Origin of the sequence: Sorangium sp. So ce1153, from assembly GCF_051521595.1 — a bacterium.
Taxonomy (GTDB): Bacteria; Myxococcota_A; Polyangia; order Polyangiales; family Polyangiaceae; genus Sorangium.
The window spans coordinates 5064593-5080351 of the sequence record NZ_CP150361.1 but is presented as its reverse complement, the minus strand read 5'-3'; the positions used below and the strand labels follow the sequence as shown (position 1 = coordinate 5080351).

The 15759-nt window shown below is 72.5% G+C and carries 10 protein-coding genes; 6 read left to right on the top strand and 4 right to left on the bottom strand.

From position 1 onward, the window contains the following. Positions 1-314 precede the first annotated feature (314 nt). Positions 315-1946, top strand: a complete 1632-nt coding sequence (locus tag WME85_RS18120) for a PEGA domain-containing protein (RefSeq protein WP_437839826.1) — start codon at positions 315-317, stop codon at positions 1944-1946. Between the two features lie 39 nt (positions 1947-1985). Then, positions 1986-5132, top strand: a complete 3147-nt coding sequence (locus tag WME85_RS18115) for a kelch repeat-containing protein (RefSeq protein ID WP_437839825.1) — start codon at positions 1986-1988, stop codon at positions 5130-5132. 152 nt (positions 5133-5284) lie between these two features. Here WME85_RS18115 and WME85_RS18110 read toward each other — a convergent pair whose 3' ends face one another. From WME85_RS18110 to WME85_RS18100, 3 genes are all read right to left on the bottom strand, one after another. After that, positions 5285-6202, bottom strand: a complete 918-nt coding sequence (locus WME85_RS18110) for an isoaspartyl peptidase/L-asparaginase (RefSeq protein WP_437839824.1) — start codon at positions 6200-6202, stop codon at positions 5285-5287. 52 nt (positions 6203-6254) lie between these two features. Continuing rightward, positions 6255-6812, bottom strand: coding sequence for a hypothetical protein (locus tag WME85_RS18105; protein ID WP_437839823.1), 558 nt, complete (start codon positions 6810-6812; stop codon positions 6255-6257). Between the two features lie 880 nt (positions 6813-7692). Beyond that, positions 7693-8193, bottom strand: a complete 501-nt coding sequence (locus WME85_RS18100; RefSeq protein WP_437310589.1) for a hypothetical protein — start codon at positions 8191-8193, stop codon at positions 7693-7695. 452 nt (positions 8194-8645) lie between these two features. Between WME85_RS18100 and WME85_RS18095 the strand changes: the two genes are divergently transcribed. From WME85_RS18095 to WME85_RS18085, 3 genes are all read left to right on the top strand, one after another. Continuing rightward, a complete protein-coding gene (locus WME85_RS18095; protein WP_437839821.1) occupies positions 8646-10475 on the top strand; it encodes a hypothetical protein in 1830 nt (609 codons plus the stop codon). Between the two features lie 64 nt (positions 10476-10539). Further along, positions 10540-11928, top strand: coding sequence for a pyridoxal phosphate-dependent aminotransferase (locus WME85_RS18090; RefSeq protein WP_437839819.1), 1389 nt, complete (start codon positions 10540-10542; stop codon positions 11926-11928). Positions 11929-12018: 90 nt separating this feature from the next. Continuing rightward, positions 12019-14274: a serine/threonine-protein kinase gene (locus WME85_RS18085; protein ID WP_437839818.1), complete on the top strand. Its 2256-nt coding sequence runs from the start codon at positions 12019-12021 to the stop codon at positions 14272-14274. A gap of 183 nt (positions 14275-14457) precedes the next feature. Here WME85_RS18085 and WME85_RS18080 read toward each other — a convergent pair whose 3' ends face one another. After that, on the bottom strand, positions 14458-14898 hold the full coding sequence (locus WME85_RS18080) for a response regulator (protein ID WP_437310585.1): 441 nt from the start codon (positions 14896-14898) through the stop codon (positions 14458-14460). Between the two features lie 340 nt (positions 14899-15238). On the opposite strand from WME85_RS18080, the gene WME85_RS18075 reads away from it, so the two are divergent. After that, positions 15239-15745 carry a DUF2505 domain-containing protein gene (locus WME85_RS18075; protein WP_437839816.1) on the top strand — a complete coding sequence of 169 codons (507 nt, stop codon included), beginning with the start codon at positions 15239-15241 and terminating at the stop codon, positions 15743-15745. Positions 15746-15759 lie beyond the last annotated feature (14 nt).

Sequence of the window (15759 nt, the reverse complement as noted above, 5' to 3'; positions counted from 1 at the left end):
TCGTGAGGCTCGTCCGCCGAGGCCACACGCACAGGACCCCCTCCACGATGCCCTCGTTGCTTTCTCGCCAGGTCCAGCCCGAACGCCGCCGCGGCAGCCGCTGCCGCCGCCTCGCCGTCACCGTGCTGGGGCTCTTGCTCACCGCAGCGCAGATGACGACAGCCGCGGCCGCAGCTCCCGCGCAGCCCGCCGCAGCTCCCGCGCAGCCCGCCGCAGCTCTCGCGCAGCCCGCCGCAGCTCTCGCGCAGCCCGCCGCAGCTCCCGCGCAGCCCGCCGCAGCTCCCGCGCAGCCCGCCGCAGCCACGGCGCGGGAGATGGCGGCCGGGCACTATGCGAAGGCCCGGGCGTTCTACGAGAGGCGCGACTGGTCGCGGTCGCTGGCCGAGTACCTCGCCTCGCGGCAGCTCTATGCGAGCTGGGCCGCGACCTCCGGCGCCGCGCTCTGCCTGACGCAGCTCGGGCGCCACGACGAGGCGCTGGAGATGTTCGAGGCGCTGCTGCGCGACTTCGGCGACCGGCTGCCCGCCCCGGCGAAGGAGGCAGCGCAGCGCCAGCTCGACGAGCTGCGCCAGCTCGTCGGCATCGTCGAGGTCGACGGTGCCGAGCCGGGCGCGCTGGTCGTGGTCGACGGGCGGCACCGCGGCGAGGCGCCGCTCCCCGCGCCCCTCCGGCTCACCTCCGGCAGCCACTGGGTGCGCGTGTTCAAGGAGGGCTTCGAGCCGCTCGAGCAACGCATCGAGGTCGCGGGCGACCGGCTCGTGCGCGTCAGGGCGCGGATGCGGCCGCTCGCGCGCATGGGGCGCCTGCGGGTCGCGGAGAAAGAGGGGCGGCAGGTCGAGGTCGTGGTGGATGGCAACGTCGTGGCCAGAGCGCCCTGGGAGGGGCTGCTCTCGCCCGGCGAGCACACGGTCGCGCTGCGCGGAGAGGGCCGCTTCGGCACGCCCCCCGTGCAGGTCGAGGTGGAGGTGGACAGGACCGTGCCGCTGACGCTCTCGGCCGAGGACCTCGCCGCGTCGCTGCGGGTCGAGCCGGTGCCGGTCAACGCCACCGTGGCGATCGACGGCGTGACCGTGGGCCGCGGCCTCTGGGAGGGACGGCTGCGCGCGGGCGCGCACCGGGTGGAGACCGCCGCGCCCGGGTTCCTGCCAGCGTCGCTTCGGGTGATCCTCGGGCGCGATCACACGCAGGTCGCGACCGTGACGCTGGAGCGCGACCCGAGCTCGCCCTTCTGGCGCAGGCCCGCGCGCCCGGCGCGCTTCGTCGTCGAGGCCGTCACGGGCGCGGTGCTCGTGCCCAGCTTCGGCGGCGGGGTCGCGGGCACGTGCATCCGCAGCTGCGAGGCGTCGCTCGGCGCGGGCGGCTCCGCCGTGCTCCAGGCGGGTTACGAGCTCGGCATGGGCCTCGGGCTCGGAGTCACCGCCGGCTACGTCGCGGCGGGGCAGCGCCTCCACGGCCGCACCATGGAGGTCACGCCGGTCGGCCTGCCGCCCAACCAGGGCACCATCGACGATCGGCTGGCGCTGCGCGGCGCGCTCCTCGGCGGGTGGATCGGCTTCACGCTGCCCCTGGACGAGCGCGTGCCGCTGCACTTCCGCCTGGGCGCGGGGCTCGTCGCCGGCGAGCTCCTGGACGAGCGCACGAGCGGCGCGTTCCGGGCGCGCAGCGGCGCGACCTACGAGCTCGCGCCCTTCCTCCAGCGGCACCCGGCGCGCTTCTTCCACGCGACCCCCGAGGTGCGGATCGGCCTGCCGGCCGGGCGACACATCGAGCTGAGCGCGGGCATCGCCTTTCCCGTGCTCGTCGACCTCGCGGAGCCCGCGTGGGACGCGACGCAGGCCGTGCTCGCGGGGGAAGACGGCCATGCCGCGTTCCCTGCCGAGCGCCTCGCTGGCCCCTTGCTCGTCACGATCGTGCCCGGAATCGGCGCTCGTTACGAGTTCTACTGAGCAGAACGGACGCTCGTTCGACGCCACCGACCGACAGAGATGAAGGGATTCGATATGCCCATGGCTTGTCCGGCACGCCCACTCGGCCGACGCGCGCTGGCGATCTTCTGGACTTTCATGCTGGCCCTGCTGCTCGGCTGCAGCGAGGCCGCCGATCCGCTCGACGCGCGCGCCCTCGGTCGGCAGTTCCCCGAGCAGGCCGACGCCATCCTTCAAGGACCGTTCGCTTTCACCCTGGCAGGAGATGCGTTCGAGTCCCTGCGGACCGTCGATGCGCTTGTCGGCCTGTCGGGCGAGACCGGGCTGCGTTCCCGCTTCCCGCCGGGCGGCGATGGCGCCGTCCGCTTCCCCCTGCCGGACGGCTCGGAGGTGGAAGTGCGGGAGCTCGGCGTGCTGGGCAAGGCCGCGGTGGCGGAGAACGCGATCTCCTATGCGCGCCGGGGCGGGACCTCGTTCTGGACCGCCCTGGACGACGGCTACGAGGAGTGGCTGCTGGTCGAAGCAAGCGCGGTGCGGCGCGACGCGCCCGTGGCCACCTGGCAGGTCGATGGGGCCGCGCTGCGCCAGGCGGGCGAGGCCGTCGAGATCGCGGACGCGCGTGGCGCGCTGCAGATACGCGTGACCGCACCCGAGGCTTATGCGGCAGGCGGGAGGCCGGTCGGCGCGCGGCTCGTCGCGCAGGGAGCGCGGCTCGAGCTGTGGGTGGACGCCGACGGGGAGACCGTGCTGGTGGACCCGCGGTGGAAGCTCAAGAGGAAGATGAGTACCGCCCGCAGCGGGCACACCGCCACACAGCTCGCCGACGGGCGGGTGCTCGTCGCGGGCGGCTTTCTCTACGGGGACATTCTCGACAGCGCCGAGGTGTTCGACCCGGTCTCCGGGACCTGGACGGACGCAGGGACCATGCGCAGCCCCCGCGATGAGCACACCGCCACGCTGCTGCGTGACGGACGAGTGCTCGTTGCGGGCGGATACAACAAGGAAAGATGGCTCGACAGCGCCGAGGTGTTCGACCCGGTCTCCGGGGCCTGGACAGACGCAGGGGCCATGAGCAGCCCCCGCCTGGAGCATACCGCGACGCGCCTGCGGGACGGACGGGTGCTCGTCACCGGTGGTATCGGCGACGGGTCCGACAGCGCCGAGGTGTTCAACCCGGCCTTCGGGACCTGGACGGACGCAGGAACCATGGCCCGCGCCCGCCACGAGCACACCGCTACGCTACTGCTGGACGGTCGGGTCCTGATCGCCGGCGGGGATGCCGACGAGGCGCTGGAAGCTGATACCGCCGAGGTGTTCGACCCGTCCGTCGGGAGCTGGACAGACGCAGGGACCATGCGCACTCCCCCCCAGCAGGCGCGCACGGCGACGCTGCTGCAGGACGGACGGGTCCTCGTTGCAGGCGGCTATAGCAACGAGGGAATGTCCAGCGGCGCCGAGGTGTTCAACCCGACCTCGGGCACCTGGACAGCTGTCGGGCCCATGCTCTCCGGCAGGGCTGCTCATACTGCCAATCCGCTCCCGGACGGACGGGTGCTCATCGCCGGCGGCGCCGGCGGCCGTGGATCGCTCGACCGTGCCGAGGTGTTCGACCCGGTCGCCGGCACATGGCGGCCCGTCGATGCCATGCTCGCCGCCCGCCAGGGGCACTCCGCCACGCCGATGCCCGATGGCCGGGTGCTCGTCACAGGAGGGGTCGCGCTCGATACCGTCGAGGTGTTCGACCCGGCCTCGAGCCCGTGGCTGGACGCCGAGCCCATGGCCGCCGACCGCACGGACCACGCCGCCGCGCCGCTGCCAGACGGGCGGGTGCTCGTCACCGGCGGTACGGGGGACGACGGAGATCCTGACAACGCTGCGGTGTTCGATCCCGCCTCGAACACATGGACGAACGTCGGGCCCATGCTCACCGCCCACGTTGAGCACACGGCCACACCGCTCGCTGACGGCCGGGTGCTCATCGCCGGCGGCATCAGCAGCGAAGGAGAGCCCGACAACGCCGAGGTGTTCGATCCGGCGTGGGGCACGTGGATGGGCGTCGGGCCCATGCTCACTGCCCGCTCTGGGCACACCGCCACGCCGCTGACGGACGGCCGGGTGCTCATCGCCGGCGGTTACCACCTCGGAGGATTGCTCGAAAGCGCCGAGATGTTCGACCCGACCTCGAACCGCTGGATCGACGCTGCACCCATGCAAACCGTCCGGACTGGGCATTCCGCCACGCCGCTGCCGGACGGCCGGGTGCTCATCGCCGGCGGTCACCACTCCAGAGGGGAGCTCGACAGCGCCGAGGTGTTCGACCCGGCCTCGAACCGATGGATCGATGTTGCACCCATGCAAACCGCCCGCACCGCGCATACCGCCACGCTGCTGCCAGACGGTCGAGTGCTCGTCGCAGGCGGCTTCAATCTGAGCAAAGAGCTCGATAGCGCCGAGGTGTTCGACCCGACCTACGGCACGTGGCAGCCGGTACCATCCATGCTCACTGCCCGCTATCGACACACCGCCACCCTGCTGTGGGATGGGCAGGTCCTCGTCGCCGGCGGCAGCGCGACCGATCCGGATGCTGTGGTTCTCTACCTCGACGATGCCGAGGTGTTCGACGTGGCCGCAGGCACGTGGTCACGTCTCGGATCGATGCTCACCGCCCGCGCTGGACATACGGCTACGCCGCTGCCGGGAATGCAGATGCTCGTCACGGGCGGCAAGAGCCGCGAGGGAAGCCTCAGAGAGGCCGAGGTGTTCCGCCCGATGCCGAACGGCAGCGTCTGCGAGGCACCCATCGAATGCCAGAGCGGCTCCTGCGCCGACCGCGTCTGCTGTGATCAGCGCTGCAACATGTACCTGTGCGAAGCGTGCTCGGACCACCGGGACGCCTCCGCCGACGGCGTCTGCACGTCGCTGCACCCCGACTACCCGCCCTTCGCCTGCTCGCCCCAGACCGGGGCGCAATTGAAGCCTTGCCGCTCGGTCCACGACTGCGTCGACGGATCTGTCTGCGATGAATCGGGCGACTGCGTCCTGCCACCGCCCAGCGGCGGCTACGTCGACCAGGGCGGCTGCCGCCTCGGCACCCCCGCGGCATCACGACCGTCCGCGAGCGGCCCGCTGGAGCTCGGCCTGTTGACGCTCGCCGCCCTCTCGACGGCGCTGCGCAGGCGCCGGCGCGGTGAACCCGATCTCCGCTGAGCGCCTCCTGAAAAGGAACCGCGGCGCTCCGCGCGCAGGAGGAATGATCGGCGCCCAGCGGCTCGCCGGCGAGGGTGAACTGGTTCGCGTCGCCCTGGTCCTGCGCCGCGAGGAACGCCTGGATCCGGTCGCTGAGCGCCTGCTCGCGCTCGTTACACGCCGCTCTCCTCGCCCCAGTCCCCGGCCGCCGCCCACGACATCGTCTCCGTCGACCGCGCCAGCCCGAACCGCCCGTCCCGGTCGACCGCGATGACGCCGCCGGTCATGTCGAGCCGCTCCGCCAGGTGCGCGATGATCCCCCTCGCGGCGTCGACCGCGCTCTCTCCGGCGCGCATCCGCTCCGCGGCCGAGTGCGCCACCGCGAGCCGGATCATCCCCTCGCCGTAGCCGGTCGTCGACACGGCCCCGGCCTCGTCGTCGGCGTACGTGCCCGCCCCGATGAGCGGCGAGTCCCCTACCCGCCCGACGCGCTTGTTCACCGTGCCGCCCGTGCTCGTCGCGGCCGCGGTGAGCCCGCTCGCGTCGCGCGCCACCGCCCCGACCGTGCTGCCGGCCCACGAGGTCGTGCGGCCCGCGCCCCGCTGGGCCGCGGCGAGCGCCTCCCGGGCGGCCTCCGTGATGAGCGCGGCCTCGCCCACGGGCGAGAACCCCTTCATCCGCGCGAACCGCGCGGCGCCGTGCGCGGCGTAGAGCACGTGCCGGCCGTCCTCGAGCGCCGCGCGCGCGATCGCGATCGGCTCGGCGAAGTCCGAGAGCGCGCAGACAGCGCCGGCCCGCAGCCCGCGGCCCTCCATGATCGACGCGTCGAGCTCGACGTGGCCCTCCTCGTTGAGGCACGCGCCCGTGCCCGCGTTGAAGAGCGGATCGTCCTCGAGGACGCGCACCGCGCGCTCGACCGCGTCGAGCGCGCTCCCGCCCTCGGCGAGCACGCGCGCCCCCGCGCGCGCGGCGATGAGGCACCCCGCCGCGTGCAGCGGCCTCCGCTCGGGAGCGACGTTGCCCGCGCCGCCGTGGACCAGGATGGAGCGCTGTCCGCCGCGCCCGCCCAGATGATGGATGACGTGCTTCACGGTCGCGGCACGGTACCGCGGCGCGCGCCCGGAGGTCCACGCCGGCCGCCGCTCACTCGGGCGGGAGCGCGCTCCGCTTCGCCTTCAGCTCGTAGGCCATCCCGCACGGCAGCGCCGCGAACACCGGCGCGACGCTGAGCTCGCCGGCCACGAGGTCCTCGCAGCGCGACCCCGCCGTGGGCGCGAACTCGTAGGAGAGCGTCGCCTCGAACCGCCGGACGTCGTCGCTCGCGCTGCCGAGCTGCCCGCGCGCCCGGTCGCGGCGCTCGACCGAGCAGGGCAGCCCCGGCGGCGCGTCGCCGCTGCGCATGTCGACCACCACGCGCCCATCGATCGAGAAGCCCATCCGGTCCTCGTCGACGACGCCCTGGATGACGGCGGCGCCGTTGTCCCAGAACAGGGCGCCCTCGTCGCGCGCGAGCTCGACGTCGAACTCCCACAGGCGCGTCGCGCCGAGCGTCCCCTCGCCGCACGTGTTCGCCGTCTGCGTCCCGACCACGTGGAACTCACCGAGCGCGGTCCCCGGAGCCGGCGCGGCCTGGTCGCCGAAGGCGTCGGCGCACGCCGTCAACATGGGCAGCACGGGCAGCGCGAGCAGCAGCATCCGCATCGACGCCGCCTACCAGACGGCCACGGCGCCGGACAAGAAAGCGCGCGCTGGGCACTCGTCATGCGCGCCATGGAAAGAAAAAACGGGCCGGGTGCTTCGCTTGCACCCGACCCGTCCCGTGGGCCTCTACCGGAGGCCTTCTGGACCCCGCTTGATCCCGCCTGTGCGGCGCCTCCCCTGCCCCATCGCGACGAGCGATTGACCCCGGAGCACCGGTGAGAACCGTTCCCGGAAGACCTGAGTCTTCCACGATTCCCTCTCTGCCGGCCTCGCGGAGGTCGCGATGGCGTTCAACAGGTTGCTAGGCGCCGGACCTGGCCGAGCGCGGATGCGTCTCGCAAGGCCCCGATGACCCTGCGTCACGCTCCACGAGGGTCAGCTGTTCCCAGCCTCCGGTATAGAAGAGCCACTGGTACTGTGCATGGTGTCCATCCCTCCTCCGGCGTGCCGGCACCCCGCGCCGGATCGAAAGAGATCGTCCGGCATGGCAGGGGTGTTCGATTGCGGATCAGCGGAGAGCCCGCCGATCTGGTATCGACCTCGGTACCACGGTGCTCCGCGGCAGGACCATCCTGGAGCTGACGCTCCGTCCGAAGCCGAGGACCAGCCTATCACCGCTGTTCAAGCGAGCAAGGGGCTCACGCACCGAAACATGCAAAGTGACTCACTTCCTTTTTCTCGGTTGCTTCTCGGTTGCCGCAGCGACCAGGCGGAAGCGCGCAGGGTGGCTTGACGGGACTCGACGCCGCGCGATCAAGCGGGACAGCACGGCGAGCGCTCCGATGGAACGTCGGCGAGGACGGCCGCGCGGCGACGTCCACCGGTGGCTCCGCCGCGCGGGCGGCGCGTCAACCACGCCGCGGCGCGGGCCGGGCGCCCGCTACACGTGCACGAACCAGCTCGCTTCCTCGCTCTCCGGCAGCGCCGTCGCGAGGACCGCGAGCATCGCGTCGATCTCTTCCTTCGTGTGCACGCCGCTGCGCAGGATGGCCGCCGGGCCCTCGCCCGCGGGCACCACGACGGACTCGACGGCGAGCGCCGTCTCGACGCCGTACCCGTAGGACGCCAGCGTCACGACCGCGGTCGCCTCCCGGTCGTCGAGCAGCCGGCGGATCGTCATCGTGCGCCGCACGCGCTCGCTGTCCTCGGCCCACGACGCGAGCCACGCGCGCGTGGCCTCGTCGAGACCGACGAGCACGAGCTGCGCGGGCGGCATCGCGTCGGGGTCGGCGGCGGCCACCGCGGCGCGGTGGAAGCCCCGGACCTCGCGGCACCACAGCGGCGGCGCGCCGTCGACCCGGACGAGGAAGCCATAGGGGCCACGAGCCCCCTCTCGCTCGGAGCCCCCCGAGGAAGCGGAAGAGAAACTGTCGTTCGACACGAAGGGAGACGATACACGAGCTCTGCTCGGCGGAGGAAGCCCGCTCGATTGCGCAGCACGTCGAACCGACACGGCTCCGCCCTGGTCACATGCGGCACCTGGGTGCGTTCCCCGCTCGCTCCGCGCTGTTCGCTGTTCGCAAGGTCCTCGCAGGGTTCCCACGCTTCCGACCGTTCCCATCGTTCCCACCGTTCCCGCAACGAGACCGCCACACGCCCTGGATTTCGGCTAAGGTGGCGCCCGCCTCCCCCGTGGAGCCCGTCCGGGACGGGGTGCGCTCTGCACCTACGGCGACGCCCCTCCCGACAGGCTCCAGCCCGCAGCGCGGGTCGGGGCGGCGGCGGCAGCGCTCGCCGTCGGGCACGCCGGCGCGGCACCCGGCGCAGAGGCTCGCCGGCGCACGTTCCGCGCACGTTCCGCGTCACCCTCGATCCCGATCCGACACGCAGGCCATGAAGCTCACGTCACAACAAATCATCGAGATCGTCACCGCGTTCTGCGCCTACTTCGGCGTCGCGTACGCGCTCAACTCGTTCGCGCCGCCGCGCTTCCGCGTGCTGGCGCGGTACGGCTCGGTCGCCGCGGGCGTCGCGCTGTTCTTCTATGGCCTGGATCGGTACATCGACGAGCACGCCCGCGCCGTGGACCTGGCGAAGGTGCTGATCGCGATGGGCGCCGCGCTCTGCGTCTTCTACGAGACGCAGCGCGAGGGGATGCGCCGGCCGGTCGCGGAGCGCTGGAAGCGGTTTGTCGGCGTGGCGCTCGGGGTCGCCGCCATCATCGCCTACTTCAACGGCTTCCGCTTCGGCTATCCCAAGTATTACCACCGCTGGGATCAGTTCCATTACTACATGGGGGCCAAGTACTTCCCCGAGATGGGGTACGACGGCCTCTACAAGTGCGCGCTGATCGCGCAGGACGAGCTCGGGGTCGTCACGTACACGAACGAGGACACCGGGCGCCCGGTCAAGCTCGACATGTCCAAGGAGGTGCGCCACCCGGACAAGAAGATCCGGAACCTCGGCGGCGACAACCTCCTCATGCCGGCGAGCGAGGTGCTCGCCAGCCCCGAGGTCTGCAAGGCGCACTTCTCCCCGGAGCGCTGGGAGGCGTTCAAGGCTGACGTGCAGTTCTTCCGGACGTCCTCGGACAAGGGCTACTGGGAGGACATGCAGAAGGACCACGGCTACAACCCGCCGCCGGTCTGGACGATCATGGGCAAGTTCTGGGCGGACCTCCAGCCGGCCAGCACGCGCTACCTCCAGTTCCTCGCCAGCTTCGATATTTTCTATCTGCTCGGGGTGTTCGTCGCCCTCTACTGGGCCTTCGGGTGGCGGGTCTTCGCCGTCGCGGCGATCTTCTGGGGCTGCCAGTCCTCCGCGCCGTTCTACTGGACCGGCGGCGCGTTCCTCCGGCAGGACTGGCTCTTCTACCTCGTCCTGTCGGCCTGCCTCATCCGCAAGCGCTACTTCAAGCTCGCCGGCGCGAGCATGGTCTACGCCGGCCTCCTGCGCGTCTTCCCGGGCCTGCCCGTGATCGGCTGGCTGACCGTCGCGGGGATTTACCTCGTCCGCCACAAGCGCATGGCGAGGTCGCACGTGCAGGTGCTGATCGGGGGCGTCCTCGCCGCCGCCGTGCTCGTGCCGCTGAGCATGAAGGTCTCCGGCAAGGACTCGTACGTGCAGTTCTACGAGCACACGCTCAAGGTGCACGACCAGACGCCGCTGACGAACCACATGGGCCTCCGCGTGCTCGTCGCACACAAGCCCGGGGCCGGCGTCGAGTCCGGCCGGATGAAGTACACGAAGGACACGAAGCTCGTCGACCCGTTCGAGGTCTGGAAGCGGATGCGCAACGAGCGCTACGCCAGGTACCGCTGGGTCGCCTACGGGATCATCGCCGCCAGCCTGGCCGCCTTCGTCTACGTGTGCCGGCGGATCCGCTCGCTGTGGGTGGCCCAGTGCCTGGCCCAGATCTTCGTCATCCTGCTCTCGCAGCTCACCTGTTATTACTACTCGTTCATGATCCTGACCGCGCCGCTCACCCGGCTGAAACGGCAGATCGAGGTGCCCCTGTTCGGCCTCGCCGCGCTCAGCCAGTTCATCTGGATCACGTTCTACTATAACGACGACAAGTACACGGCGCTGACCGCGGTCTCACTCGCCTTCTGCTATTACCTGCTCTGCCTGTTCTCGGGTAAGCCGGCGCCGTGGTCGCGGCGCGACGAGCCGGAGAGCGTGGACGACGCGGACGACGCGAAGCCGGCGGCCCAGCAGGCCTGAGGCGCTCGACCCTCCGCGCCGGCAGACCTCGGCGGCGCACCCCCGCGATACCTGGAAGCGAACGATGACGGACGTAGTGCGAGAGCATCCTGAAGAGCCCGGCGACCTCCAGGGAGAGGGGGGCCGCGCGAGCGACCCGGGGGCGCCGGCCGACCGGGACGACAGGCCGCCCCGGCGCGGCGACGAGCGGGCGGTCCACGCCTTCCGGAAGGTCCCGCGGACGGGCGTCATCTACGTGACGACCGAGGCCGCGCGCCTCGGGTTCAACGCGGGCGGCGACGAGGGGCCGGACGGCTGGTGCAACCTCGGCCAGGGTCAGCCCGAGACCGGCCCGCTGCCGGGCGCGCCCGAGCGCTGCGGCGCGGTGCCGATCGCCGGCGACGACCAGGAGTACGCGCCGGTGGCGGGCCTGTGGGAGCTGCGCGAGGCGATCGCCTCGCTGTACAACCGCGCCTACCGGCGGGGCATGCCGTCGCGCTACACGGCCGAGAACGTCGCCGTCTCGGGCGGGGGCCGCATCGCCCTCACCCGCGCCGCGGCGGCGCTCGGGCAGATCAACCTCGGCCACTTCCTGCCCGACTACACCGCGTACGAGGAGCTGCTCGACGTCTTCCGGCTGTTCTCGCCGATCCCGATCCTGCTCGAGGGCGAGCGGGGGTACTCGTTCTCGGTCGGCGACCTCCGCCGCGAGATCCTGGGGCGCGGGCTGAGCGCGATCCTCGCCTCGAACCCCTGCAACCCGACCGGAAAGCACGTGCGCGGCGAGGAGCTCGCCGCCTGGGTCCGCACGGCGAAGGAGCTCGATTGCGCCCTCTTGCTCGACGAGTTCTACTCGCACTACGTCTACGGGATGGGCGACGTGGCGCCGATGGAGAGCGCCGCGCGCTACGTCGAGGAGGTCGACCGCGATCCGGTGGTGATCTTCGATGGACTGACGAAGAACTGGCGGTACCCTGGGTGGCGCGTCACCTGGACGCTCGGGCCGCGCGAGGTCATCGAGGCGGTCGCGAGCGCCGGCAGCTTCCTCGACGGCGGCGGCTCGAAGCCGATGCAGCGCGCCGCGGCAGAGCTGCTCACCATCGAGCACACCCGCGCCGAGACGACGGCCATCCACCGGACGTTCTCGCGCAAGCGCGAGCTCCTGCTCGCGGGGCTGCGCAAGCTCGGGGTGACCATCGACGCGGAGCCGGAGGGCACGTTCTACGTCTGGGGCTCGGTCGCCGACCTGCCCCCGGGGCTCTCCGACGGGCACGGCTTCTTCCGGGCGGCCCTGGGGGAGCGGATCATCGTCGTGCCGGGCGAGTTCTTCGACGTCAACCCGGGCAAGCGCCGGGCGGGGCGGCCGTCGCGGTTCCGCCATCACGTCCGCTTCTCGTTCGGCCCGAGCGAGGAGGTCCTGGTCCGGGCGCTCGGGCGGCTCGAGCGCATGGTAGGCGAGCGTCGCCGGGCCTGACACCGGCGGCGCCGCGCGGCGGAGCGGGAAGACGGCGCCGAGCGCCAGGTCTTGTCGCGCTGCACGTCTTCCGACATGGTGGGGGAGCGCGTGGCCAAAGATCCGTGGAGTGATTGGAACGACGACGACCCCGGTAACTTCCAGCCGGGCGATACGATCGGCCCCTACGAGCTGCTGTTCCCTGCAGCCGTGGGCGGCATGGCCGCCGTGTGGGCTGCGCGGCTCAGGCGCCCCAACGGCTCCGTCCAGATCGTCGCCGTCAAGCTGCTGTCGGACGCGATGCGGGGGGACGACGACGCGCGGGCGATGTTCCTCGACGAGGCGTGCACCGCGTCGCGCATCCTCCACCCGAACGTGGTGCACATCCTCGCGTACGGCGAGGTCCGCGACCGGCCGTACCTCGCGATGGAGTGGATCGACGGCGCCCCGATCGCGAAGATCTTCGCGAACCAGAAGGCGAAGCGCGCGCTCCTGCCGCTCGGCTGGGTGCTCCACGTGATGATCGACGCGTGCGCCGGCCTGCACGCGGCGCACGAGGTCCGCGACGACACGGGCGAGCTGCTCAACCTGATCCACCGCGACGTCACGCCCGAGAACGTGATGGTGACGTTCGACGGCATGGTCAAGGTCGTCGACTTCGGCGTCGCGAAGACGCGGGCGCGCGCGCAGATCAGCCGCGTCGGCGCGATCAAGGGCAAGACGGGGTACTTCTCGCCCGAGCAGGTCATGGGCGGGGCGCTCGACCGCCGCAGCGATCTCTTCTCGATGGGCGTGCTGCTCTACCTGCTCGTCACGGGCCACACGCCGTTCCGCGGCAAGGGCCCGCTCGAGGCGATGCAGCAGATCGCGAACCGCAACCCGCAGCCGCCGCGCGAGATCATGCCCGAGGTCCACCCGGAGCTCGACCGCATCATCATGCGCGCGCTCGCCAAGAACCCGAACGAGCGGTACCAGACGGCCGCGGAGCTGCGCCGGGATCTCGAGCAGGTGAGCGTGGCCGTCCGCGAGAGCTACAGCGACAAGCAGGTGGGCCAGCTCGTGCGCGATCTGCTCCCCGGGGTCGCCGAGGCGCGCAAGGAGCGGATCGATCAGGCGATCGACGAGCTCGACCGGATCCTCGCGGAGCGCGCCCACCCGCACAAGCCGCAGGCCTCGCGCCCCGAGGACGCGACCGAGGTGATGCTCCGGCGCATCTCGATGCTGCCGATCCTGCAGGACGGGCAAGAGGCGACGGAGGACGGGGGCTCGGCCGACGCGGCGCCGCCGTCGTCCAGCGCCGGGCCCGCGAGCTCGCGCATGTCGGGGCCCGCGAGCTCGCGCATGTCGGGCCCGGCCAGCTCGCGCATGTCGGGCCCGGCCAGCTCGCGCATGTCGGGGCCCGCGAGCTCGCGCATGTCGGGCCCGACGAGCTCGCGGCGGTCGAACCCGGATCCGATGCGCAAGTCGAACCCGGACGCGACCCGCAAGTCGAACCCGGATGCAACGCGCAAATCGCACCCGGACGCGACGGTCTCGCCGCTCGACTTCCCGGCGGGGCTCTCGCCGCTGCCGCTGGTCCCGCCGCCGCTGCACCCGGGCCGCGCGCCGGCGCACGCGGGTCCTCCGGCGCACGCAACCGACCCCACGGACGCTGTCGCGTCGCTCCCCGAGCGGCGCGCGCGCACGGCGCCGGCGAGGGGGTCGTTCGTGCGCACGGCGCTGGTCACGCTGGCCGTCCTGGGCCTGGCCGCGGTGGTCTCGCTCCTGCTGGCCCGGCGCTCCGCCGGCCTGTCGTTCGGCTCGCTGATGTCACCCTTCACGAGCCCTGCTGCGCCCGCGCCGACCCTGGATCCGCGCGACGCCGCGGCCGATGCGGCGGCCGCGCCGGCGCCGGCGCCGGCGCCAGACGCGAGCGCGGCCGCCACGGCCGCCGTGGTTGACGCCGCGGCCCCGGCGTCCGCCGCCGCAGCCGAGGCGTCCGCCGACGCCGCCGTCCCCGCCGACGCGGCGGACGCCGGTGCGGCCCCCGCCGACGCCGCCGCGCCGCTCACGAGCGGGCAGCCGGCCTACGGGCCGGGCGCTGCGCCCGCGCCGGCGACGCCCTACCCGGCTCCCCCGGTCGCCCCCGCCCCGCGCGTCCCAGGGCCGATGCCCACGCCGACCGTCACCGGGGCGCCGCCGCCGCAGCCCTCGGGGCAGCCGGCGCCCGCGGTGCAGCCCGCACCCGCGGTGCAGCCCGCGCCCGCGGCGCCGTCGACCCCGCCGAGCCCCGCGCCTGCCCCGCCGCGCGCGCCCGTCCCGACGCAAGCCCCGCCGCGCGCGCCCGTGCCAACCCCGCCGCAAGGTCTCGACCTGGCGCCGCGGTAGCGCCGCCGGCCCGCCACGGCGGCACCGCCGGCCGCCCACGGCAGCACCCACCGGCCTGCTAGGGCGGCACCGCCGGCGCGCCACGGCGGCACCGCTGGCCCGCCACGGCGGCACCGCCGAGCCCCGGGCGCGCTGGCCCTCTGCCCGCGACCCCCGCTTCCTGCGCCGCCGCTGGTGGCGCGCTCAGTCCTTCTTCGGCCGATCGAGCGCAGTCTTGTCGGGCAGCGGCGACGGCGGTGCCGGGGTGGCCCGGGACGCCGCCTTCTTCAGGGACGACTCCGCGAGCGACACGAGCGTCGCGAGGTGCACCGGCTTCGAGAGCAGGAAGATCGCGTGGCGCCGCAGCGCGCGGATGCGGGCCTGCTGCGACTCATCGGCGGTCACGACGAAGACCGGCGTGTCCCGGTTCAGCGCGCCCTTGGCCGAGAGCCCGTCGAGGACGCTGAAGCCGTCGACGAGCGGCATGTGCAGGTCGAGCACCACCAGATCGAACTTGCGCGCGGAGAGCCGGCGCAGCGCCGGCGCCCCGCCGTTCGCCTCCTCGACGTCCCCGAGCGAGCGGAGCGCGCGCGCAAACATGCCTCGGATCGCGGGGTCATCGTCGATGACGAGGATGCACGTCACAGCATGACGATGTTTGCACGAACAGGGAAGCGTTGGAAGGCCGGCGCCGGTTTCTGCACCACGCGGGGCGAGCGTCTCCGCGATCGCCGTGGCGCCGCGCTCGCCGATCTCGCGAGCTCCGCGCCCGCTGCGCGCCTTCTCACACCGGCGCTAGCCCGCGGCGCTCGGCCCGACCTCGCGCGACGCGCGACGCGCGACGCGCGCGCGGCGCACGCACAGCGGAGACGGACGCACCTCATCGCAGCTCCTGTGTTCGGCGGCCCGAGGCCGACATGGACGCCACCGATGGGGTGCGGTACACGCGTGGCGAGACCGCATCGCCACCGCAAAGGAACGATCCATGGGCAAATTCACCATCACGAACGAGATCAACTGCAGCGTCGATACGTTCTGGAAGCTGTTCCTGGACAAGACCTTCAACGAGGAGCTCTACAGGAAGGAGCTCGGTTTCCCCGAGTACACCATCACGGAGCAGTTCGAGACGGAGAGCGAGATCGTCCGCAGGTCGGCCGGAAAGCCGAAGATGAACTTGCCCGGCCCCGTGGAGAAGCTGCTCGGCTCCGGCTTTCGCTATACCGAGGAGGGCAAGCTCAACAAGGCGACGAAGGTGTGGACCTTCAAGCTGACGCCAAGCACCCTGGCGGACAAGATGCGCAACGAGGGCGTGGTCCGCGCCGAGGCGCTCGGCGACAACAAGACGCGTCGGATCGCCGAGCTCGTCATCGAGGCGAAGGTCTTCGGCGTGGGCGGCTTGCTCGAGAGCAGCGCCGAGAAGGAGCTGCGGCAAGGGTGGGAGAAGAGCGCGGTCGTCATGAACAGCTGGATCGCCCAGGGCAGAGCGGTGTAGCCGCGCCGGCGCGA

Coding starts and splice junctions, on each gene's coding strand:
- WME85_RS18115 (WP_437839825.1), top strand. CDS start 1,986: ATGAAGGGATTCGATATGCCCATGGCTTGTCCGGCACGCCCACTCGGC.
- WME85_RS18075 (WP_437839816.1), top strand. CDS start 15,239: ATGGGCAAATTCACCATCACGAACGAGATCAACTGCAGCGTCGATACG.
- WME85_RS18095 (WP_437839821.1), top strand. CDS start 8,646: ATGAAGCTCACGTCACAACAAATCATCGAGATCGTCACCGCGTTCTGC.
- WME85_RS18090 (WP_437839819.1), top strand. CDS start 10,540: ATGACGGACGTAGTGCGAGAGCATCCTGAAGAGCCCGGCGACCTCCAG.
- WME85_RS18120 (WP_437839826.1), top strand. CDS start 315: ATGGCGGCCGGGCACTATGCGAAGGCCCGGGCGTTCTACGAGAGGCGC.
- WME85_RS18105 (WP_437839823.1), bottom strand. CDS start 6,812: ATGCGGATGCTGCTGCTCGCGCTGCCCGTGCTGCCCATGTTGACGGCG.